The sequence below is a fragment of the Chondrinema litorale genome (genome assembly GCF_026250525.1).
In the GTDB taxonomy this organism is placed as follows: domain Bacteria; phylum Bacteroidota; class Bacteroidia; order Cytophagales; family Flammeovirgaceae; genus Chondrinema; species Chondrinema litorale.
This window is the reverse complement of record NZ_CP111043.1, coordinates 585,292-607,306: the sequence shown is the minus strand read 5'-3', so window position 1 is coordinate 607,306 and position 22,015 is coordinate 585,292. Positions and strand designations below refer to the sequence as shown.

The 22,015-nt window shown below is 33.1% G+C and carries 18 protein-coding genes and 1 tRNA gene; 14 read left to right on the top strand and 5 right to left on the bottom strand.

Going from position 1 to position 22,015, the window contains the following annotated elements; all coding sequences use genetic code 11:
- Positions 1 to 123: 123 nt before the first annotated feature.
- The gene (locus OQ292_RS02500; RefSeq protein WP_284684471.1) at positions 124 to 837 is read right to left on the bottom strand and encodes a pyridoxine 5'-phosphate synthase; all 714 of its coding nucleotides are present in this window, start codon (positions 835 to 837) and stop codon (positions 124 to 126) included.
- Positions 838 to 977: 140 nt separating this feature from the next.
- Here OQ292_RS02500 and OQ292_RS02495 point away from each other — a divergent pair, with 140 nt between their 5' ends.
- The 3 genes from OQ292_RS02495 (at position 978) to OQ292_RS02485 (ending at position 4,594) form a co-directional block, all read left to right on the top strand.
- Positions 978 to 1,430: a GatB/YqeY domain-containing protein gene (locus OQ292_RS02495; RefSeq protein ID WP_284684470.1), complete on the top strand. Its 453-nt coding sequence runs from the start codon at positions 978 to 980 to the stop codon at positions 1,428 to 1,430.
- A 113-nt stretch (positions 1,431 to 1,543) separates the two neighbouring features.
- Entirely contained in the window at positions 1,544 to 2,152 is a 609-nt protein-coding gene (locus OQ292_RS02490) for a CvpA family protein (protein ID WP_284684469.1), read from the top strand.
- Positions 2,153 to 2,446: 294 nt separating this feature from the next.
- A complete protein-coding gene (locus OQ292_RS02485; RefSeq protein ID WP_284684468.1) occupies positions 2,447 to 4,594 on the top strand; it encodes a PAS domain-containing sensor histidine kinase in 2,148 nt (715 codons plus the stop codon).
- 10 nt (positions 4,595 to 4,604) lie between these two features.
- On the opposite strand, the gene OQ292_RS02480 is transcribed toward OQ292_RS02485, so the two are convergent.
- Complete coding sequence (locus OQ292_RS02480) at positions 4,605 to 5,525, bottom strand: mechanosensitive ion channel family protein (protein ID WP_284684467.1); 921 nt, start codon at positions 5,523 to 5,525, stop codon at positions 4,605 to 4,607.
- A gap of 35 nt (positions 5,526 to 5,560) precedes the next feature.
- A complete protein-coding gene (locus OQ292_RS02475) occupies positions 5,561 to 6,883 on the bottom strand; it encodes an exo-beta-N-acetylmuramidase NamZ family protein (RefSeq protein WP_284684466.1) in 1,323 nt (440 codons plus the stop codon).
- A 341-nt stretch (positions 6,884 to 7,224) separates the two neighbouring features.
- Between OQ292_RS02475 and OQ292_RS02470 the strand changes: the two genes are divergently transcribed.
- The gene (locus OQ292_RS02470) at positions 7,225 to 8,310 is read left to right on the top strand and encodes a PSP1 domain-containing protein (RefSeq protein ID WP_284684465.1); all 1,086 of its coding nucleotides are present in this window, start codon (positions 7,225 to 7,227) and stop codon (positions 8,308 to 8,310) included.
- Between the two features lie 5 nt (positions 8,311 to 8,315).
- Positions 8,316 to 8,864 (top strand): gliding motility lipoprotein GldH, encoded by a 549-nt coding sequence (locus OQ292_RS02465; RefSeq protein WP_284684464.1) that lies wholly within the window; start codon positions 8,316 to 8,318, stop codon positions 8,862 to 8,864.
- On the opposite strand, the gene OQ292_RS02460 is transcribed toward OQ292_RS02465, so the two are convergent.
- Entirely contained in the window at positions 8,865 to 10,745 is a 1,881-nt protein-coding gene (locus tag OQ292_RS02460) for an ABC transporter ATP-binding protein (protein WP_284684463.1), read from the bottom strand.
- Between the two features lie 252 nt (positions 10,746 to 10,997).
- On the opposite strand from OQ292_RS02460, the gene OQ292_RS02455 reads away from it, so the two are divergent.
- The 5 genes from OQ292_RS02455 to OQ292_RS02435 all read left to right on the top strand — a co-directional run bounded on the left by OQ292_RS02455 (position 10,998) and on the right by OQ292_RS02435 (position 18,788).
- Entirely contained in the window at positions 10,998 to 12,563 is a 1,566-nt protein-coding gene (locus OQ292_RS02455; RefSeq protein WP_284684462.1) for a DUF5723 family protein, read from the top strand.
- Between the two features lie 30 nt (positions 12,564 to 12,593).
- The gene (locus tag OQ292_RS02450) at positions 12,594 to 13,211 is read left to right on the top strand and encodes an NUDIX hydrolase (RefSeq protein WP_284684461.1); all 618 of its coding nucleotides are present in this window, start codon (positions 12,594 to 12,596) and stop codon (positions 13,209 to 13,211) included.
- A gap of 144 nt (positions 13,212 to 13,355) precedes the next feature.
- Positions 13,356 to 15,719, top strand: coding sequence for a WG repeat-containing protein (locus OQ292_RS02445; RefSeq protein ID WP_284684460.1), 2,364 nt, complete (start codon positions 13,356 to 13,358; stop codon positions 15,717 to 15,719).
- A gap of 75 nt (positions 15,720 to 15,794) precedes the next feature.
- Positions 15,795 to 16,277: a 6,7-dimethyl-8-ribityllumazine synthase gene (gene ribH / locus OQ292_RS02440; RefSeq protein WP_284684459.1), complete on the top strand. Its 483-nt coding sequence runs from the start codon at positions 15,795 to 15,797 to the stop codon at positions 16,275 to 16,277.
- A gap of 96 nt (positions 16,278 to 16,373) precedes the next feature.
- Entirely contained in the window at positions 16,374 to 18,788 is a 2,415-nt protein-coding gene (locus tag OQ292_RS02435) for an efflux RND transporter permease subunit (RefSeq protein WP_284684458.1), read from the top strand.
- A gap of 72 nt (positions 18,789 to 18,860) precedes the next feature.
- On the opposite strand, the gene apaG is transcribed toward OQ292_RS02435, so the two are convergent.
- Positions 18,861 to 19,247, bottom strand: a complete 387-nt coding sequence (apaG, locus tag OQ292_RS02430) for a Co2+/Mg2+ efflux protein ApaG (protein WP_284684457.1) — start codon at positions 19,245 to 19,247, stop codon at positions 18,861 to 18,863.
- Between the two features lie 166 nt (positions 19,248 to 19,413).
- Between apaG and OQ292_RS02425 the strand changes: the two genes are divergently transcribed.
- From OQ292_RS02425 to OQ292_RS02410, 4 genes are all read left to right on the top strand, one after another.
- On the top strand, positions 19,414 to 20,076 hold the full coding sequence (locus OQ292_RS02425; RefSeq protein WP_284684456.1) for a uracil-DNA glycosylase: 663 nt from the start codon (positions 19,414 to 19,416) through the stop codon (positions 20,074 to 20,076).
- A 176-nt stretch (positions 20,077 to 20,252) separates the two neighbouring features.
- A complete protein-coding gene (locus OQ292_RS02420) occupies positions 20,253 to 20,873 on the top strand; it encodes a hypothetical protein (protein WP_284684455.1) in 621 nt (206 codons plus the stop codon).
- A gap of 143 nt (positions 20,874 to 21,016) precedes the next feature.
- Positions 21,017 to 21,799, top strand: a complete 783-nt coding sequence (surE, locus tag OQ292_RS02415; RefSeq protein ID WP_284684454.1) for a 5'/3'-nucleotidase SurE — start codon at positions 21,017 to 21,019, stop codon at positions 21,797 to 21,799.
- Between the two features lie 77 nt (positions 21,800 to 21,876).
- Positions 21,877 to 21,960, top strand: a tRNA-Leu gene (locus OQ292_RS02410).
- Positions 21,961 to 22,015 lie beyond the last annotated feature (55 nt).

The following is a 22,015-nucleotide window of genomic DNA, read 5'->3' as shown; positions in this document are numbered from 1 at the left end:
AAAATTAGCAATGGGTTTACTCGTCAGTTCTTACAAAAAGCGATAACCAGTAAAAATTCTTTTTAATTATTATTATAAGAATGAAAAACGCTTTTATTTTAAACCCATTGCCTTGGTTTAAGCTTAAATTAACTGCCTTTTGTACAATTGTATCGTGTTTTCTAATCCTAAGTAAATAGCATCACAAATAAGTGCATGACCAATAGATACTTCAGCTAGATTTGGAATATTCTCTTTGAAATACTTAAGATTTTCCAAGCTTAAATCGTGACCAGCATTAATCTCTAAACCTAATTCGTGAGCCAATGTAGCAGCTTCAACATAAGATTTAATAGACTGTTCTTTATCGGATGGATACTGGGCAGCATAAGGCTCTGTATAAAGTTCTATTCTATCTGTACCAATTTTTGCCGCTCCTTCAATTATTTCGGGTATAGGATCCACAAAAATGGAAGATCTGATGCCGTTATTTTTTAGCTCAGTAATTATTTGTGTTAAAAAAGATTCGTTTTTTATGGTGTCCCAGCCAGCGTTTGAGGTAATGGCATTAATACCATCTGGTACCAATGTAGCCTGCTCAGGCTTTACCATTAAAACCAGATTCATAAATTTATCTTGAGGGTTGCCCTCTATATTAAATTCAGTAGTTACAATTTCTTTGAGCTTAATTACATCATTATATCTAATATGTCTTTCATCGGGCCTTGGGTGCACAGTTATACCTTCTGCTCCAAAGCGTTCACAGTCTTTGGCTACTTGTATTAAATCTGGATTATTTCCCCCTCTTGCATTTCGAAGAGTAGCAATTTTGTTGATATTTACGCTTAGTCTGGTCATGTTTCAGTTTTTATTTAGGTAAATTTGTGTATAATTAGGCAAAGAGCTTAACAAAAGAAGAATTATCAAAATTGCAATGTTAATGCTTCTTTCAACAAAGTTACTTTTTAATTATCTCTAAAAAAGACAGAATTTAAATTATGAGCTTAAAAGAAAAAGTTGAAGCAGAAATGAAGACTGCTATGAAAGCTAAAGACAAACAAAGCCTTCAAGCATTAAGGGGAATTAAATCGATGATATTGCTTGCTGAAACTGAAAAAGGAAAATCGGAAGGTGGATTGAGCGAAGCTGCTGAAATTCAATTGTTAAGTAAAGCTGCTAAGCAAAGAAGAGAGTCGGCAGAGATTTATCAAAAGGAAGGCAGAGAAGATTTAGCTGAAGTTGAAGTGGCAGAATTAAAGGTTATAGAGAAGTTTCTTCCTGAGCAGCTTTCAGACGAAGAAATTGCTGCTACTATACAGGAGATTGTAAAGCAAACAGGCGCATCTTCTATGAAAGATATGGGAAAAGTAATGGGTATGGCGCAGAAGAAATTTGCTGGTAAAGCAGATAATAAAAAAGTAGCAGAACTTGTAAAAGCATCATTGTCTTAAAGTTTAGCTACAAATAATAGGAAGTTGTTTAAAAGATTATGTTGAAGAAACTAAAAATTTTAAACAACTTCATATTTTAGTTTCTCTGTCAAATTACATATTAATTTTTTTAGGTGGAATTTCTTTTGGTTATAAATCCGGTAGATATTTTAGCGCAGATTTCAGGTAAAGGTGTTGAAAGTTATTTTTCTTCCTATGTGAGGGTAGTTGATATTATCCTTGCTTTTTTTATTTTGTGGGGTGCTTATAAAGGTTACCAAAAAGGATTTATTGTTGAGTTTGTCTCTATTCTTGTCTTTATTTTTGGTATTCTTATCATATTTTTTGCCATTACATATCTATTCGTCAGTGCTGATAATGCTGTGGGGAAATCTCCCAAACTGGCAAAGTTTCTATTCTTTATATTCTTCTATGTAATTGGCTCACTTTCTCTCAATAAGTTAGGTCGGTTTTTACAAGGTAGGTTAGATTATTCGGTATTTGATAGCCTTGATAATTTTGCTTCAATGATATTAGGAGCCGCAAAATATGCTGTATTCTTAAGTATTTTTATTGGTTTATTAGATGCTGCTGGACTCAGGTTATCTAAAGAAGTAGTGGCCGATGCCAAATTGTACCCAATGCTTCTCAACCTACAAGTTTGGTTGGTAGATGTCGGTAAAACACTAGCTCCAAGTATTGGTGAAATGCATCAGCATATTTTGGATATGTTATCTGAGTAAAAATATTACATATGTAAATTGCCTATTTTTGAGATATTATTCTGAATGTGATTCTCGAAAACAATCAATGTAATCCTTAATGTATACTGAGTAAATACTGCAATAAGTGATATCAAACTTCATTTAATAAAAGAAGGTACATCTGTTAAAGGAAATTATACTTTTGATAAATTTTTCAAAAAGTAAATTTAAATTAACTTATCAGAGTAAATCTCAAAAGTGATTTCAATTAATTCACTTTCAGTATCGGCACACAAGAATTTAACGCTTTACTCAAAATACAAATACTATAGGATGAATGGTGTTGTCGTTAAGACAGTAAAAAAGATTCTAAATATTGGTGTTTTTATCAATGCATCTGATCGAGAAAGGAATTTGGTAAGAGCAACAAACAGAGATGGCATTTTTACTTTGCTTATTTTAATTATATATTTTACTTATACTTGTATAGCGGCTTCTTGGGGAGTGTTTAACATTATTCTTCTTATCGCTTTAATAGCTACACTCTCTACCTTTCTTTTAAATTATTTCGGATTTATAATTGTCGCACAATACATTCCATCTTTAGCCGGCTATAGCATGATTTTGTTAGGTGGAGGGTCTTTGGGTTATGAAAGCGACATTCATTTATTATTCCTTCTTACTTATCTGCGAATTTTTTTAAATATAAAATTACTGAACAAACTAAGTTTTTATGTTCTGTTTATAATTCCAGCAATTTGTATAGTAGTATTATTCTTAAATAATTTCAATTTATTTCCTTACAGTTTAGTGCAAGAAAAGGTTGATATAAGAGAAGTGAGTTATCTAAGCCAATTTATTACTTTTACTAGCATACTGTTTTTTATTAACATGTACGTGTTAAACATTGGAAATCAGAAAAAGAAATTATTTAAAGTACAAAACGAATTAGCCGATTTGCTCAAAAGTTCAGAGGAAATAAACCAAAAACTGATGTTTTCTCAAAAAGAACTTTACGATGCTAATACAATTCAGAATTTAATTTTTGATAATAGTTATGATGCAATCTTTTTAGCAAAATCTGATACAACAATATTAAACTGTAATTCTAAAGCAGTTGAGCTTTTTGAGTTTGATAGTAAAGAAGACCTTATTGGTAATACAGGTAGGAGTTTTCAAAAACATAAAGCTTTAGACCCTTTAGGCGCTGAGCATAGAGATACATTAGAAAAGGGACTTACATGGACAGTCGACATTGAATACAAAACTAAAAAAGGAAATGAGTTTTGGGGTAATTTGGCGCTGAAGCCAATCACTATTAAAGATGAAAAACTATTATTAGCAAGGGTTACTAATGTATCTACTAAAAAGAAATCCGAAAATAAGGTAAATGAACTCAAGCAATTTTATTTAACTACACTTGAAAATCAACAAGGATTAAATCTAAGAGTTAAAAAAGAGCAAAAAGGTTATAGAATAATCTTAGCTAGGGGGAAATTTTTAGAAAAATACAGAACTACTTTTCACAAGTGTGAAGGTAAGTTTCTGCATGAAATTTTTCTTGGTGAAGATTATATTTTTAGAAAGCAATTTCTTGATAAAGCATGGAATGGTGAAATTTGCTCTTATGAAACCTCTATACCTGATACTAATATTTACTATATTGTCTTTTTAAGCCCGATTTACAAAGATGGCGAAATTTATGAGTTGGTTGGTTCAAGTGTTGATATTACAGACATAAAGCTGAAAGATCAAAAATTAACGGAGCAGAATAAAGAACTAAAAACACTGAATGAAGCACTTGATCGGTTTGTTTATAGTTCTTCGCATGACCTTAGAGCACCAATAGCATCGTGTCTTGGTTTGATAGAAATTGCCAAGAAAGAAAACGATTTGGATAATGTAAAAAATTATCTCGATCTAAAAGAACAATCATTAAAAAGGTTAGATCGATTTATAAGTGATATTCTGGATTACTCAAGAAATACGAGATTACCAGTAAAGCAGGAGTTAATTAATGTAGAGGAGTTAGTAAAATATACTTTTGATAATTACTCTTATACTCCACAATTCTCTAAAATCGAAAAGATTATTAATGTGCATGGTAGTAACCAGTTTATATCTGATAGCTACAGATTAAATGTTATTTTAAATAATTTAATTTCTAATGCAATCCGCTACTACAATCCTTATATTGAAAATGCATATATTAAAGTAGATATAACAGTAGATGAGCTATTTCTAAATCTTGAGGTTGAAGATAATGGCTTAGGGATTGAAGAGAAGCACTTAGATAACATTTTTAACATGTTTTACAGAGCTACTGATAAACAGTCTGGCTCAGGTTTAGGGCTTTATATTGTTAAAGAAACGGTAGATAAGCTAAATGCTCAGATTCGTGTAAAATCTAAATTTGGAAAAGGAACAAATTTTACATTGAGGGTACCAAACATCCAGCTAAATGAGAGTATTATAATTTGAGAAGTACTTTTTAAGCTTTGTTGTTTATAACCACTTCGTCTAATTGTTTTCCTCCTTTTATACCAAAATCTAGTGTTCTTATCGGGAACGGAATAGTGATATCATTCGCATCATAAGCCTTTTTAATTGCAATAATTATTTCACTTCGGGCATATAAATAATTTGTTTGATCAGACGATTTTAGCCACAGGTATAGGTCAAAAGTAATAGAGCTGTCATCAAAACTAGCATAAGAAAAAAGTGGTTGCTGACCATCTTGAAGATGAGGAATATCTTTAATAGATTCTAAAGTAATTTTTCTTACTCTTTCTAAATTTTCGCCATAAGAAACACCAACAGAAAGATACAATCTTCTTGTAGGTGTAGATCCATAGTTTTTAAGAGGTTGCTCTAAAATTTCTTTTGAAGGAATATAAACATCTTGACCATCAAAAGTTTTAAGCTTGATAATTCTTAAACCAATTTCGTCTACGGTGCCCATAAATCCATTGGTTTCAACCAAATCATAAATCTGAAGAGGGCGTGTTGCTGCGATAATAATACCAGAGATAATATTTGTGGCAATACTCTGAAATGCAAAACTAAGAGCCAAACCTAATATACCAGCACCAGCAAGTAACTGAGTAATGTAGGTGTCTAACTTCATTGTAGAAAGTGCTACAAACAAACCCTCAAACAGAATGAAATAGAATACAGCAGTTGAAAAGAGTTTTAATATTGTTTCGTTCTTGATGAATCTTTCTAGAAACTTATTTGCTCCATTTCTGGCAAGCCGAGCTAGCTGCCAGAAGATGACAAAAATGATAATAGCCGCAAAAAAGTTGGGTAAATTTTCAAAGAAGCTTGTAATCCAAAATTCAAGTTTGCTTTTTATTAGGTCGTATCCAGTTGTAATTTTACCACCTATTTCATCAACGCTTAGTTCTTGCATGATTAAATTGTTGTTCGATTTAAACAGAGATTTCCTTAAAGATATAAATGATATGCTTTTGATACCTCTCTAAAAGTATCAACATCTTTATTCCAATACCATTTAATCTTTTCAAAGCTGCCATTGTTCATTAAATTTTCACGAATTTTACTCGTACCACAAACTTTATCAAACATACTCCATCTACTTTCATCACATAATTCGAATAAATTTTTATCAGGATACAGTTCATTGTGTGCTTGAAAGAAATAGAATTGAATTTCAGAGAGGCTTACAGCTTCAAAGTCAGTAATATGGATTTGCACACCTTCCAAGTTTACCCCTTTCATCGAGCTATAATATGGTTTAAAGCTTAATGGTCTAAATTTTACTCCTGCCAGATTGTATGAGTTTAATTTATTTGCGAGTTCACTTCCTTTTATCCATTCAGCTGCAAAAGTTTCAAATGGAATAGTATATCCCACACCAATTGAAATAGTATATAATTCGCCAATTATTCCTGTAGCTGGATAATAGTATGGAGAATCTTTATGGGGGATATGCGGCGAGGTAGGTACCCACTCAAGACCTGTTTCTTCAAAACTCATGTTTCTTTCCCAACCTTCCATTTCTACCACTTGCAAATTGCATTTTTCCTTGTTACTTAACATTTGCTCCTCATTAAGAAAGTGAGCCAGTTCGCCACAAGTAAGTCCATAGAGGTAAGGGATTTTATATTGGCTTACAAATGATTGATACCCTTCTTCAACAATATTTCCTTCGATTCTATTTCCACCAATTGGATTTGGGCGGTCTAAAACTAAAAACTCTTTATTGTTCTCGGCAGCCGCTTCCATCGCCAATCCCATTGTGCTAATAAAAGTATAAGATCGACAACCGATATCTTGTATATCATAAATTAGCACATCAATATCTTTGAGCATTTCTGCATTGGGCTTTCTGTTTTTACCATAAAGAGAATATACTGGTAAGCCAGTGCTTTCATCTGTATATTGCTCTACCCATTCACCCGCTGTATGATTACCCCTTACACCATGTTCTGGTCCGTAAAGTGCTTTTAGTTGTACATTCTCTGCTTCAAATAAGATGTCTACAGTAGATTTAAGATTACTATCAACTCCAGTTGCATTTGTAATCAAACCCACTTTCTTTCCTTTAAGAATTTTGAACTGATTATCTCTTAAAACCTCAATACCTGTTTTAACACTTTTATTAGCAGGGTCACTTACTTGATTGCTAATGGCATTTCCTGGAGTACAGGAGGGAGTTAGCCATAAAACTGAGATAAAAATGAATGATATTTTGTAGAAATGGTTTTTAAGGATATTGGAAACATTGATAATTAAAGGGTGTTTCATTTAATAAGGGTATGTTTTATTGATTTCTTAATATAAAAAGTACCTCAAATATCATAAATAAATTTGAATGACTTTGGATACTTTGCAGTAAGATACTCTGCAAAAGTGTAATATTGCAGAATATTTGTGAAATGTAGTTAGTATTCTTAACTTCGTAATAAGACACTTACTGTCATTTGAGTATAGATGTAGCTATTATTGGGTAGCGACAGTTGTTTTTTGACTTAATTTTTAAGATATATATGGGATGTGGTTCATGCGCAACCGGAAGTTGTGGGTCTATAACAGCCCCGGCTGGTTGTAAGAGCAATGGAACCTGTGGAACTGGTGGTTGTAATAAAATGAATTCCTTTGATTGGCTTTCTAATATGGAATTGCCTGCTATGGGAATTGCTGGTTCGACTAGGTTTGATGTAATGGAAGTGAAATTTAAAGGAGGTAGAAAGGAGTTTTATAAAAATGTAAATGATCTAGATGTTGTAACAGGAGATGCAATAATTGTTGATGCACAAAATGGTCATCATTTAGGATATGTTTCTTTACAAGGAGAGTTGGTGCGATTGCAGATGATGAAGAAAAAAGTAAAGAATGATGATAAAATTAAAGGAATTATCCGCCAAGCAAGTGAGAAAGATCTAGAAAAATTCGAGAGAGTTAGACAAAGAGAACTACCAACTTTATACAGAACAAGAGCTATAATTAATAAAATGGACCTTAAAATGAAACTTTCAGATGTAGAGTTTCAGGCAGATAACTCCAAGGCTACATTTTATTATTCTGCTGACGATAGAGTAGACTTTAGAGAACTTATTAAGGTGATTGCCAGTGAGTTCAAAATAAGGGTAGAAATGAGACAGATAAGTCTTAGGCAAGAAGCTAGCAGAATTGGAGGTATAGGTTCTTGTGGTAGAGAATTATGTTGCTCTACTTGGCTAACTGAGTTTAAAAGTGTTTCTACTGGAGCGGCTAGATACCAAAACCTTTCACTTAATCCTGTAAAGCTTTCGGGTCAGTGTGGTAGGTTAAAGTGCTGTTTAAACTACGAGTTAGAAACTTACCTCGATGCACTTGTAGATATACCTAAAGTTGAAACTCCTGTTATTTTGCAAAAAGGAAAAGCCTCATTGCAAAAAGTAGATATCTTCAAAAAAATTATGTGGTTTTGCTATGAGAGAGAGAGTAACTGGTTTCCGCTTGAGATTGCTACAGTTAATGCGATCTTAAAGAGAAACAAAGAGGGCAAAGCATATGATCTATTTGTTGAAGAAACAGTAATACAGGAAGCAATAGATTTTAGCACAAATATTCTAGAAAAGAATACAAACACAGTTGCTGAAACTAACAATGCTTCAAAAGCTAAGAGGAAAAGAAAAAAGCGTAGAAAAAAGAAAAGTCCTTCAAATAAGAATAATAATAGTTCAACTTAATGCAGATGCATAATACATTTGCATTTAACTTGTTTAAATACTTTATAAGTAAGCTTAAAATTATCCAATTAGTGAGGGATTTCAGGAATTTTTTAATTTATACAAGTCTTCTATTTTTTCTTTTTTCCTGTACAAGTAATGCTGTTTACGAGGATTACGAAGACATACCAGATAACGAATGGGCTTTTCAAAACCCTGTTTCATTTGAGTTTGTAATTGATGATGCTAATACAGTGTATAGTGTAGATTATTATGTGCGTAATACACTGGATTATCCATTTAATAACCTCTATATCAACTATAGTCTTGAGAATGCTAAAGGTGATACTTTAAGAAGTAGCAGACACGAGAGTATTTTGTTTGATCAATCAACAGGTAAGCCATTTGGTAAAACAGCAGGAGATTATTACGATCATGAATTTGCATTATTTCCTGAGTTTACATTTCCAGATACAGGAACATATAAATTTACAATGAAGCAGTATATGAGGGTAGATACATTACAATATATCTATGCTGCGGGCTTAAAAGTTGCCAAAGTTCAGCCTGAATAATCAGGCTGAGAGTTTGGACTCATTGTTTTTATTCTGGTCTTGAATTTTCCTACGCATCATTGCTTTTCTAATATCTTCAAGATTACCTTTTGGTATTGAATTGATGAGTTCTTTGGTATACTCCGATTGCGGTTTATTATAAATATCTTCTGAATAATTGATTTCTTCGATCTTGCCTTTGTTCATTACTAAAATTCTATCAGCGATAAATTTTACTACTGCAAGGTCGTGAGATATAAAGATAAATGTAAGGTTAAACTTCTCTTTTAATCTATTTAGAAGGTTTAATACTTGCGCTTGTACAGAAACATCTAAAGCAGAAACAGATTCGTCACAAATAATAAACTTTGGATTAAGAGCCAAAGCTCTGGCAATACAGATTCTTTGCCTTTGGCCTCCAGAAAACTCATGCGGATATCTATGAAAATATGTAGCACTAAGGTTTACAAGCTCTAATAATTCTATAGCTTTTTCTTTGCGCTCTTTATCGTTATCGTATAATTTATGTACGCGCATTGGTTCTACGATTGCTTCTCCAATGCTAATTCTTGGATTAAGTGATGCGTATGGATCTTGGAAAATTATTTGAATGTCTTTTCTTATTGCCCTCAATTGTCTGCTACTTAAATCTCTTAGTTTTTGGTTGTTAAAGATAATTTCTCCGGTAGAGGGTTCAATCAATCTTATTATGCTTTTGCCTAAAGTTGTTTTACCACAACCCGAGCCTCCAACTAAACCAAGAGTTTCTCCTGGGTAAACTTCAAAACTAACATTATCTACCGCCTTAGTAACCCTTGTTTTTCTCCCAAATATTCCATTCTTAGAAATATATTCTGTACTTAGGTTTTTAATTTCCAGAATAGGTTTTTGTTCGAGTTTCTTTAATGTAATTGCCCTGTGCTCTTCTTCCGACTGATAGTTGTTAAGCAATGCTTCTCCCACAGAGTTGAACTTGGCATTTGAAATACTGGAGATGAACCCTTCAGTATCTGTTATCATAAAGTCAGTTACTGTTGGTAATACTTTTAACTTGAGTTCAAGTCTTGGGCGGCAAGCAATTAAACCTTTTGTATATGGATGACTTGGTTTAGAGTAAATATCCCAAACACTACCAGATTCTATCACATTACCTTTGTACATTACAATTACTCTATCTGCAACTTCTGCAACAACTCCTAAATCATGTGTAATAAAGATTGTAGAGGTATTTTGGTCGTACCTCAACTCTTGCATTATCTCCAAAATTCTCGATTGTACAGTAACATCTAAAGCTGTAGTAGGCTCATCTGCAATTAATATAGAAGGTTTACAGGTAAGTGCCATGGCAATCATTACCCTCTGTAATTGACCACCAGAAAGTTCATGCGGATATTTATTAAAAGTTAACTCAGGTTTAGGTATTTTAACTTTTCTAAATATTTCAATAGTGCGATTTTTTGCCTCTTTTCTGCTTAATTTATCATGTAGTAATAGTGTTTCCATTACCTGATTACCACAAGTATAAACAGGGTTTAAAGAGGACATTGGTTCTTGAAAAATCATTGCTATTTCATCACCCCTTAACGAACGCATTTGCTTTTTAGAAATCTGCAAAAGGTCTATTTTTCCATATTCTTTCGAGTGGAAAATAATTTCGCCATGCGTGATTTTTCCTGGATCCTGAATCAGACTTAAAAGCGACATAGATGTAACCGATTTTCCAGAACCTGATTCACCTACAATACCGAGTGTTTCTCCCTTGTATAAATCGAAACTCACATTGTTAACGGCATGTACTACACCATCTTCAGCAGCAAATTCAACTGTTAAATTTCTTACTGATAAAATAATGTGTTTCTCGTCTTTTTTAGAAGTGTGATTTTGCGATGTCGTATCTAACATGTATATCCTATTAAGTACTTTCAGGTAAGCATGAGTAAAACCTAGCTACCCTGCTTTTTCAAACGATTTTTTGGGCTTTTATTACTCTTTTAATCAAATGAGAATGATATTCATTATGCTAAAATCTTTTATATTCTTCTTCTAACTAATTACTTGAGTTTGTCTGTAAAATAATGCCTTAGTGAAAGTGGCGTTAAGGTTTTGATATTAGAAGTAAAATATGGCTTGCTTCTATTTTTTATCAGATGAGCTATGAGTGAATTTTTTACATCCAGACTGTTAAGTACCTTTTGTTTTTTATATGTATTATCAATTTGTGGTGCAAAAGCACAATCAGAATCTACAGCGTTTACTGCTACAGGTAGAGGAGGTGTTTCAACAACATTTGCTACTGATTATCAGTCAATTGGTATTAACCCTGCAAATCTGGGTTTTCATAAAAGTTTTAGAGATCCCAAGTTTACATTTGGTTTTTTAGAAATGAATGCAACATTTTTCTCAGAAGCACTCACTAGAAAAGAACTATTTCAAACAGTTTTTAACTCAAGAAAAATTGATTTTACGAGTGAGCAAAAAAGAGAGGCTGCAGCAAGAATTGCAAATACTTCGGTTTCGATGAATGCTGATATTATGTTGTTAGGTATGAGTTTGCAGTTGCCAAATAATCAAGGAATTGCATTTTCTGTGAGAGATAGAATTCAAATGTATACCAGAATAAATAAAACTACTGCTGAGATCGCATTTCTTGGTGCTTCTGCCGGTTATTTTCCAGAGTTGTTATTGTCTGATGGTTCTGTAATTTCTAACCCAAGATACCCTGGTAATGAGCATTTAGAACCTCTAACCGAAGATAAAGAAGAAGAAGTAATATTAGGTCTCTACAGTAATGAAGACTCTGCTAGTTTTTATTCAGAAATTATGGATGGTTCTAGGGTGGCGAGTACTTGGTTTAGAGAATTAAACTTTAGTTATGGTAAACAACTGGTAGATACTTACAACTTCTCTATGTATGCTGGGTTTGGTCTACGCTATATCATGGGCATAACCATGATAGAAATGGAGTCTCAAAACAATCAACTTATTGCTTCAAATATTTCTGTATCAGAAGATTTTGGATTGGATTTCGGCGATGATGACGATATTGTTTCAAGTCCAACATTTAGACCTCCGTCAGATGTAAGTACATTTAAAAGAGTTGCCATGCCTCGACCAGTGGGTAAAGGTTTAGGGTTAGATTTTGGCCTTACAGTGGTAATTAAGAGGAATTTATATATTGGTCTGGCTATCACTAATGTAGGAAATATTAAATGGGATGGTAATGTGTACAAAGTGAATGATGGAAAACTGGTTCAGTTTGCTGGTTCTGGTCTAAACAACTTTAATATCCTTGCTAGTGATCAATCTGCATTGCAGTTTGCCGGAGATAAGTCGCCTTTATCGTGGGAAGGGAGTAATAGCATTAAGCAAACTCTCCCAAGTGTAATTCGGGTAGGAGCAAGTTATGAGTACCACAGAACTTTTCATGTAGGCTTCGATATTATTGCACCTAGAAATAATGCTGCTGGTAACTTAGAAAATATTTTGTATGCAATTGGTGGCGATTATAGACCAAACAGAATATTTAAAATCTCAACTGGCGCTAATTTCGGTGGAAACAACCAATCAAAAATCAATATTCCATTAGGATTTACCTACATTGCTCGCAAAGGTTTTTATGAAGCAGGAATTGCCACCAGAGATATTACTACTTATATGGCTAATTTTGGAGGAGGAAGTACCATCTCATTTGCATCAGGCTTTTTAAGATTTAAGCTGTAAAATTCAGCGATTCTTTTTTAAACTTGTGCCATGAAATTTTATGTAAATGATTATCCGTTTGAGATTTATGCTAAAGAAGATGCTTCTCAGATAAGTCATAATGATATTATTTTAGGAGCAGCAAGTGCAGAGCAGGTAATGCATTACTACGATTTGGTGCAAAAAGGAAATATAAAAGGTAAAACAGCTTTTGATTTTGTTGTTAGTAATTACAAGAAAGTAGTAAGTGATGTAAAGGAAAGTTTTAAGATAATTGAAGCAGCAGGAGGTATAGCATCAAAAGACGATAACCTTTTATTAATCCATCGATTAGGTAAATGGGATTTGCCAAAAGGTAAAATGGAGAAAGGAGAGTCTCCTGAAGAAACTGCAGTAAGAGAAGTTGAAGAAGAATGTGGGGTAAAAGTTACAATTGGAGATAAAATAGGAGAATCTTGGCACACATATAATCACAAAGGGAAAAAAATATTAAAGTGTACACATTGGTATAAAATGGATTGTGTAGAAGATTCAGCATTAAAACCACAAGAAGAAGAAGGTATTGATAAAGTGGTTTGGTTGAGCAAAGAAGAGGCAGAAAAGGAAATTATTAATGATTCTTACGCTTCTATTGTAGATATTTTTTTGAAATATAAATCAACTTTATAAGGCAAAAAAGTCGAAGTTTAAATTGCTTTGAGAAAAAATATGTCTTGTTCAGATGTTATTTATAATTTTGTAAACGCAAATAATTGATTTTGTTAATTGAGTCATTTCGGTTTGCCATATTTTTTGTTAAGAATCAGCTTTACCTTGAATAAGAAATCACCAAAACTCTGTTTGATTATATTCCATTTAGTTTTTCTATTGGCAGTCAATTTTGCTAAAGCCCAGAAAAACAAATTGGAACCATTTTTCGACGAAACAATGGCCATGTATGGGTACAGAAATGGCGATGGTAAGGTGAAAATTACTCCAGAATTCTCAGATGCTTCTCCCTTTTTTAATGGTTATGCCAAAGTAACAATTGATGATAGACAAGGTATTATCAATCAAAAAGGAAAAATTATTATTCCTGTTATTTATGAAGCAGTTGGTTGGTCGGGAAATAAGAATAGCCATGTGCTCTTCAAAAATGGATTGATTGGGATTAAGTTAAATGGGGTTTGGGGAGTAATTAACGAAAAATCTGAAACGATACTAAGTCCTCGGTTTGATTATCTAGAGCCTTTTCATAAAGGATTAGCGGTAATAGGCAAGTGGACAGATGGAGACAAAGTAGAGTTTGGTGTAGTAAAGAGTGATGGTAACTTCTTACTGTTGCCAGAATACGAAACACTAGAAATTAAAATTGAGGCTGAGGTAATTATTGCCAAAAAATATATTGAAGGAGAATTACAAGCAGGTGCTATTTCACTCGATGGTATAGAGATATTACCTTTTGTTTACAGAGAAATTGAGCAATTAAATAATGGAGAGTTTAGAATCTCCGATTTTAATGGTAAATGGGGCTTGTATAATGATGAACTCAATAAAATATATCCACACACTTTAGATAGTATCGGTGAAGTTCAAGATAAAAGATGCATTGTAAAAGCAGAAAATAGATATGCTACCATCAATGCAAAGGGAGAAGCACTCACTCCTTTTAAATATAAGAAGCTGATTTTACAAGATACAGCTCTGCAAGGAGAAACCTTTTCAGAATTTCAGCTTATCACAAGAGAAAAAGAATTAAAAGGCAAGTTTTATTACGATTCTGTAGTAAATGTTGGAAACAATTTATTTGCAGCATATGCCTCAGGTAAACGCTCTTTGCTGAGTGATAATGCCAAGCAAATTTGGTTTGAACAGTACGATAGAGTAAGACCATTTACAGATAACCTTGTCCTTGTAGAAGAATACGGACAGGTAGGGGTAATTGATCAGACAGGTAAATTTCTAATTCCTGTACAGTTTAGATCGATTAAGGTCGACGGTAATAACAGATTGATAGTTACCAAGATCGATTATACAAAAGATATTTACGATAAGTCTGGTAATAATCTTACCAATGGAAAATATAAGCATATAAGTCCTTTTCAGAGTGATCGCTACAGAGTGGAGATGTATGATAATTCAGTAGCATTTCTAAATAGTGACTTGCAGATTGTTTCTGAAGGCTGGCAAAACGGAAGTAATTATAAAGAAGGTTATGCCGCTGTAAAAACAAATGATTACTACGGTGTAATTGACTTGGACAACAATTGGGTAATTTCACCCTACATCGACAGCTTAATTATAGTAAATAAAAACTATTTTATCTTTTATGATAACAAGGAGTGGGGGACAGTAAATAATAATGGTGTTGAACTCTACAAATCAGATGCATCAACTTATAGTTTTTATCCTCAAGGTACTTTGCTTGTTAAATACGATGGAAACCAAGGTTTAATTAATACATATGGTTCTGAAGTGTTGAGCCCAATTTATAAAAGTGTTTCAACCCCTACATCCGATAGTCTAGTTTATGTGTCTAAAGATAGAAATCAGTTTTATATGGACTTAAGGTCTATGCAAGAGCCAGAGGGCACAGAAATGCTAAACTTGGAATATGATAAAAATCATACTGCTGGATATTTCAGAGCTAAAGTTTATGGTTTATATGGTTTTGTAGATTACCTTGGCAGAATAAGAGTGTATTGTCAATACGAAGATGTACATTATTTCTCAGAGGGTTTAGCTGGTTTTAAACTTGGGGGCAAGTGGGGATATTTTAATAAAAGAGGACAAATAATTATTCAGCCTGCTTTCGAAAAGATTACTGGGTTTAATAATGGTTATGCAATTGTGAAAAAAGGCGGTAAATGGGGATTAATCAATAGAGATATAAAACCTATTATCCCATTTGAATACGACAGTATAGAAGAAACCAAATACGGTAATTATATAGTGAAACAGGGCAATAAAACAGGTATTTACCGTAGTAAAGACTTTTTAAGTATTTATCCGAAGTTTGACGAAATTAATGATTGTGGAAATGGAGCTGCTATTGTAAAAATTAATGGCAGATATGGAGTAAGTCAATTAGATGGAATTACCATAGCTTACCCAGAATACGATCGAGTAAAATACAATCCTTTTGATAATAGTTTTTTCCTGATTCAAAATGGTTCTAATGGAAAAAAAATTGAGTGATGAACTTTGTGGATTGAACAGGCTTTAAAAGAGAAAAGATTGTAGATTTGCGAATTGAAAATTTTAAATGTAAAAATGGCTTCATCAGTAAAGAACCTTAACGAACATTCTGAGCACGGACTATTATCTATAGAAAATAAAAAAATTGCTGTATTAGTTTCTGAATACCACAATGATATAACCGAAGCTTTATTTGAAGGAGTAAAAGAGACCCTTCTCGAATACAAATTACCAGAAAGTGCACTAATCAAAAAATATCTTCCAGGAGCATACGAGCTAACATTAGGCGCTCAATATATGGCAGCAGATGAAAGCGTAGATGCTGTAATATGTTTGGGTTGTGTAATTATGGGAGAAACCAAACATTTTGATTTTATTTGCGAAGCTGTTGCAAAAGGACTTACAGATGTTAGTCTTAAATACAGTAAACCTGTAATATTTGGTGTGTTAACTCCAAATAATGTAGAGCAAGCAAAAGACCGCGCTGGAGGGAAACACGGTAATAAAGGTGTAGAAGCCGCTATTGCTGCTATTAAGATGATTCATTTTATGGACTAAGCTTCCTGTTAAGCTATTAACAAATTGATTTTAATATTATAAGCTGATAAATCTAGGTTTGCAGCTTTTAACAAACAATAAATTACAACATACTTTATGTGGACCTGGTTTGCACATTTTATTTTGAGAAACAGGTTGCTACTCATTATATCGCTCATATTGCTTACTGCTTTTATGGGTTTTATGGGTAGGAAAGCTGAATTGTCTTACGACTTTATGAAAATTGTTCCGGATGATGATCCGGATATGATTTACTTTCAAGATTTCAACCGCTTATTTGGAGAAGATGCCAATATGTTTGCCATTGGCATGAAAGATAGTGCTATTTACGAATTAGATAATTTTTTAGCACTGGCAGAATTTGGTGATGCTATCGCAGCATCAGCAGGTATAAACGAAGTAATGTCTTTGCCAAGATCTTTTTATCTTTCTAATAATAAAGAAGAAAAGAAATTTGAACCGGCCAAAGTATTTGAGTCCCTTCCTAAAACTCAGAAAGAACTTGATAGTTTGCTCAACTTTGTAGGTAAAATTAAGTTTTACGAAGACCGCCTAGTAAATGCAGAAAATGGTGCTACACTCATCCTAATATCTATGGATGAAGATTACCTCAATTCTAAAAAGAGAATGGATGTAGTTACTGGCATTATGGATGCAGGTAAAACTTTTACCGAGAAAACAGGCGTGAAAATTCATTACGCAGGTTTGCCATATGTGAGAAGTGTAATACAAACCAAAGTGAAAAAGGAATTAAATATGTTCCTGATGATTTCACTTGGTGTAACTGCAGTAATATTATTCCTTTTCTTTAGATCATTCTCTCCGGTTATCTTTTCGCTGTCGGTAATTGGTATGGTAGTAATATGGACAGTTGGTACCTTAGGAATTCTAGGTTATAAAATTACAATGCTTACTGGCTTGTTGCCTCCAATATTGGTGGTAATCGGTATACCGAACTGTATCTATTTGCTTAACAAATACCATCAAGAGTATGCCTTACACGGTAATAAACTCAAGGCATTAAGCAGAATGATTCAAAAAATTGGTGTTGTTACCTTAATAACTAACACTACTACAGCCATAGGATTTTTGGTGCTTACGGTTACAAATATTGAGGTGCTTCAAGAATTTGGTATTGTTGCTACTATCAATATTGCAGCTACCTTTTTAATTAGTATCATCTTTATTCCAGCTGTATTCTCATACAAGCCTGAACCTAAGATGCGCCACATTGAGCATCTAGAGTTTAAGCCAATCCAAAAAATACTTAAGTTCTTTATCTATGTGGTACAAAAGCAAAGAATTGCTGTATATCTGTTAACTGCGGCTTTAGTTGGGTTAGCTTTTGTTGGAATGCTTAAATTAAGGGCTGTTACTTATATGGTAGACGATCTGCCTGAGCACAGCGAAGTAAAAATGGACTTGGTCTTCTTCGAAGATAATTTTAAAGGTATTATGCCACTAGAAATAGTTGTTGATACTGGAAAGAAGAAAGGTATAAGGAAGCGCTCTACATTGAAAAAAATAGAAAAGCTCGAAAAATATCTCGAAGATTTAGATCATGTTACTCACCCAGTTTCATTTGTTACTTTCTTAAAAGCTGCGAATCAAGCTTATTTTAATAATAATCCCCTCGATTTTAAATTGCCAGAAAAAAGAGACGAGGCATTTATACAAAAGTATATCAGTAATCAGGATGATAATAATGAGTTTGTGAGATCTTTTATGGATTCTACTGGGCAGAAGCTTAGAATTTCTATGAAAGTAGCTGATTTAGGCTCAATCAGAATGGATTCTTTAGTAAATACCAAGATAAGACCTGAGATTGATTCTATATTCGGTAGCTCAGAAGATCTTAAGGTAGATGTAACAGGTACGACTCTTTTATTTATTAAAGGAAATGAATACCTAATCAAGAATTTAAGAACCAGTATGGTAATCGCATTTGTATTAATTGCGATTATAATGGGTACATTGTTTAGAGATATCAGAATAATAGTTATATCTCTAATTCCTAATATGGTGCCACTAATTATTACTGCTGGTCTTATGGGATTTTTACAAATTCCACTCAAACCAAGTACTGCATTGGTATTTAGTATTGCATTTGGTATTTCGGTAGATGATTCTATCCACTTTTTAGCAAAGTATAGGCAAGAACTTATTGCTCACCATTATAATGTAAGTAGGGCAATTACAGTAAGTTTAAAAGATACTGGAACCAGTATGATTTATACATCTATTGTATTGTTTTTCGGTTTTGTAATTTTTGTTGCATCAGATTTTGGAGGAACTGTAGCTTTGGGAGCTTTAACTTCAACAACATTATTGATAGCAATGATTACCAACCTAATTCTTTTACCTTGCTTGCTAAGATCATTTGATATGACCGAAGAAAAAATGAAACTTCAGCCGGTATTTGAAGAGTATGATGAAATCTATCACGAAGATGAGGAGATTGATATCAAGCAGATTCAAGTAAAAACGCAAGAAGATAGTAAAAAGGATTAATCGATTTATCTATAAAAAAGAAAGGCTTCTAAATTAATTTAGAAGCCTTTCTTTTTTATATAATTATATGTTTTAATTCATTTTAAATGGCACTATTAGAGAAAATTCAGGAATAGAAACCTCTATTTTTTTTCCGTCTATCATTCTTTCAATCAAATAGTATCCTTTCATTTTACCTATACCAGTCTTTAAATTACAACCAGATACATATTGGTGCATTTCTCCGGGTTCAATTACTGGTTGTTGACCTACAACTCCATCGCCCTCAACTTCTTTCCTTACACCATCTGAATCAAAAATAGACCATTTCCTTCTTAGTAGCTGGACTGTGTATTCACTGTTATTTTCGATTTTAATCTTATAAGTAAAGACGTAGTGATACTGTTTCGGACTTGAATATTCCTGCTGGTATTCTGTAACTACGCTAACTTTTATACCTTCTGTGATTTGTGTGAACATAGAAATCTTTTTCAGTTGATCAGTTAAAATTAAAACACTTCTTGAAGTAATACAATTGCGATTGTAAATTACGATCTAAAATTTGTTAAGATTGCTCTTAATATTACCTGAGTAACTTATATTCAATATACGTAATTTTTTTAAGATTATTCTAAAACCAATTTAAATGACTGTTAAAATTGCGCCTTTATGGTATGAACAACTCAAAGATGAGTTTGAAAAAGACTATTTTAAAAAGTTAACAGAGTTTATCAAAGATGATATTCAGAACCACACCGTATACCCTCCAGGCAAACTAATTTTTAATGCTTTTGAAAAATGTAGCTTCGATGATGCCAAAGTGGTAATAATCGGGCAAGACCCTTATCATGGGGAAGGCCAGGCTAATGGTTTATGTTTTTCTGTTAATGATGGAATAAGATTTCCTCCCTCGTTAAAGAATATATTTAAAGAAATTAATAGCGATTTGGGTAAATCTATACCCGAAAGTGGAAACTTAGAAAGGTGGGCTTCACAAGGAGTTTTATTACTCAACGCAACATTAACAGTAAGGAAAAAAGAAGCTGGTTCACATCAAAAAAAGGGTTGGGAAGAGTTTACCGATGCTGTAATTACCAAAGTTTCAGAAAAGAAAGAAAATGTAGTTTTTATACTTTGGGGAGCATATGCGCAAAAGAAAGGAAGCATAATAGATAAAGAAAAACACTATGTATTAGAATCAGCACATCCATCGCCTTTTTCAGCAGATCGAGGTTTTTTTGGCAATAAACACTTCAGTAAAACCAATGAATATTTGAAAAAAATAGGAAAAGAGCCTATAGATTGGTGATGTAATGAACACTTTTATTTGTCAGTGGTGTTAGTATAAGTATTGCAGCAAAAGAATTGTTAAGTACGTGTAAGTAATCTAGAATTTAATTCTTGTTAAGAGTAATTATTCGTACATTTAATTTACTGCATGCATCTTACACCTTTATCTGATACAGCAATATTGTACCCTATATTATGAAAAACATTCTGCTCATTATTCTCTTTTTCAGTTTCTATGGAGCAAATGCACAAAAGTTTTCTAAAGACTTATGGCATAAAGGAGAAATTGATTTGACTACCGGCGAAACAGTAAGTGGTTTTATAAAATACGATCTGCAAAACGATAACCTCATCTATAAAAACGGAAATACTGTGAGGTCATACAATGCAACTAGGGTAGAAGCCTGGCAAATTGTAGATCAAAAGTCTAAACAGGTGAGATACTTTTTTACACTACCTTATAGTACAGATGGCACCAGTTATAAAAAACCAACTTTTTTTGAATTACTCACAGAAGGTGAGCCGTACTCTTTGTTAGGAAGAGAGAAAATAGTTGAAAAAGTTGAAAATATGTACGACCCATATTGGTTTGGTGGTAGAAATGTAAGAGTTACAGTTCAGGTAGATGATTATTTCTTAATTAATGATGATGGTAAAATAGCTTTTTGTAGTCGTGAGTTGGAAGAAGCTTTAACTTTATTAAACGATAAAGACAAAGTGCTTAAGAAATTTATAAAAGTAAATAAATTGGATATAGAGCGAAGAGAAGATATGGTGCAAGTGATTGATTATTACAATTCGCTAAACCAACAGTAGCTCTAATAGATATAAAAAAAGCCATTCTGTTATTTCAGAATGGCTTTTTTTATTATTCTGTATTCAAACTTTTGATTTAATAAATAATGTTAGCTTTGCGCACTTAAGAAAGCGATTAAGAGTATATCTCAAACAACATAATTATGAGTAAAAAACCATTAATACTTGTTTCGAATGACGATGGTATAACCTCAAAAGGCATTCGTAATCTAGTAGAAACAATGCAAAAAATAGGAGATGTAATTGTTGTTGCTCCAAATAGTCCGCAATCAGGTATGGGTCATGCAATTACTATTAATGATCCTTTAAAAATAAGAAAGTCAGATATTTTTGATGGGGTAGAAGCTTATGAGTGTTCTGGTACTCCGGCTGACTGTATAAAAATTGCTAAAAATTACATTTTGCCAGAAGGTAAAGAGCCAGATTTGGTAGTGAGTGGTATTAACCACGGAAGTAATACTTCTGTAAGTGTATTGTACTCTGGTACTATGTCGGCAGCGATTGAAGCAGCAATAGAAGGAATGCCATCAATAGGTTTTTCTTTGTGCGATTACGATTCAGATGCTGATTTTAGCCACACACTTGAGCTTGTGGAAAAAATAGCTAGAGAAACGCTTGAAAAAGGATTACAAAAAGGAATTGCTTTAAATGTAAACTTTCCTGAAAAAAGAGACGACGAGATTAAAGGCGTTAAAATTTGTCGACAAGCAATTGCCAAATGGAAAGAAGTGTTTGATGAGAGAGAAGATCCATATGGTAGAAAGTATTTATGGCTAACAGGTGAGTTTGTAAATCATGATAAAGGAGAGGATACAGATGAATGGGCAATCAAAAATAATTTTGTTTCGATTGTTCCTGTAAGTTTTGATATGACTGCGCACCATGCATTGGCATTTATGAACGATGAATGGGATTTAATAGATTGAAATTTTAATAAATAGTTGTAAAAAATAAACTCATTAACTAGGTTTGCACACCCTTTCAGGGAAGCTCTCAAAAATAAGCCTAGGTGGCGGAATTGGTAGACGCGTTGGTCTCAAACACCAATAGTGGCAACACTGTGCGGGTTCGACTCCCGCCCTAGGTACACATTACATAAAAAGCCCTTTTAGCTTGCTAAAAGGGCTTTTTTATTATCTAAG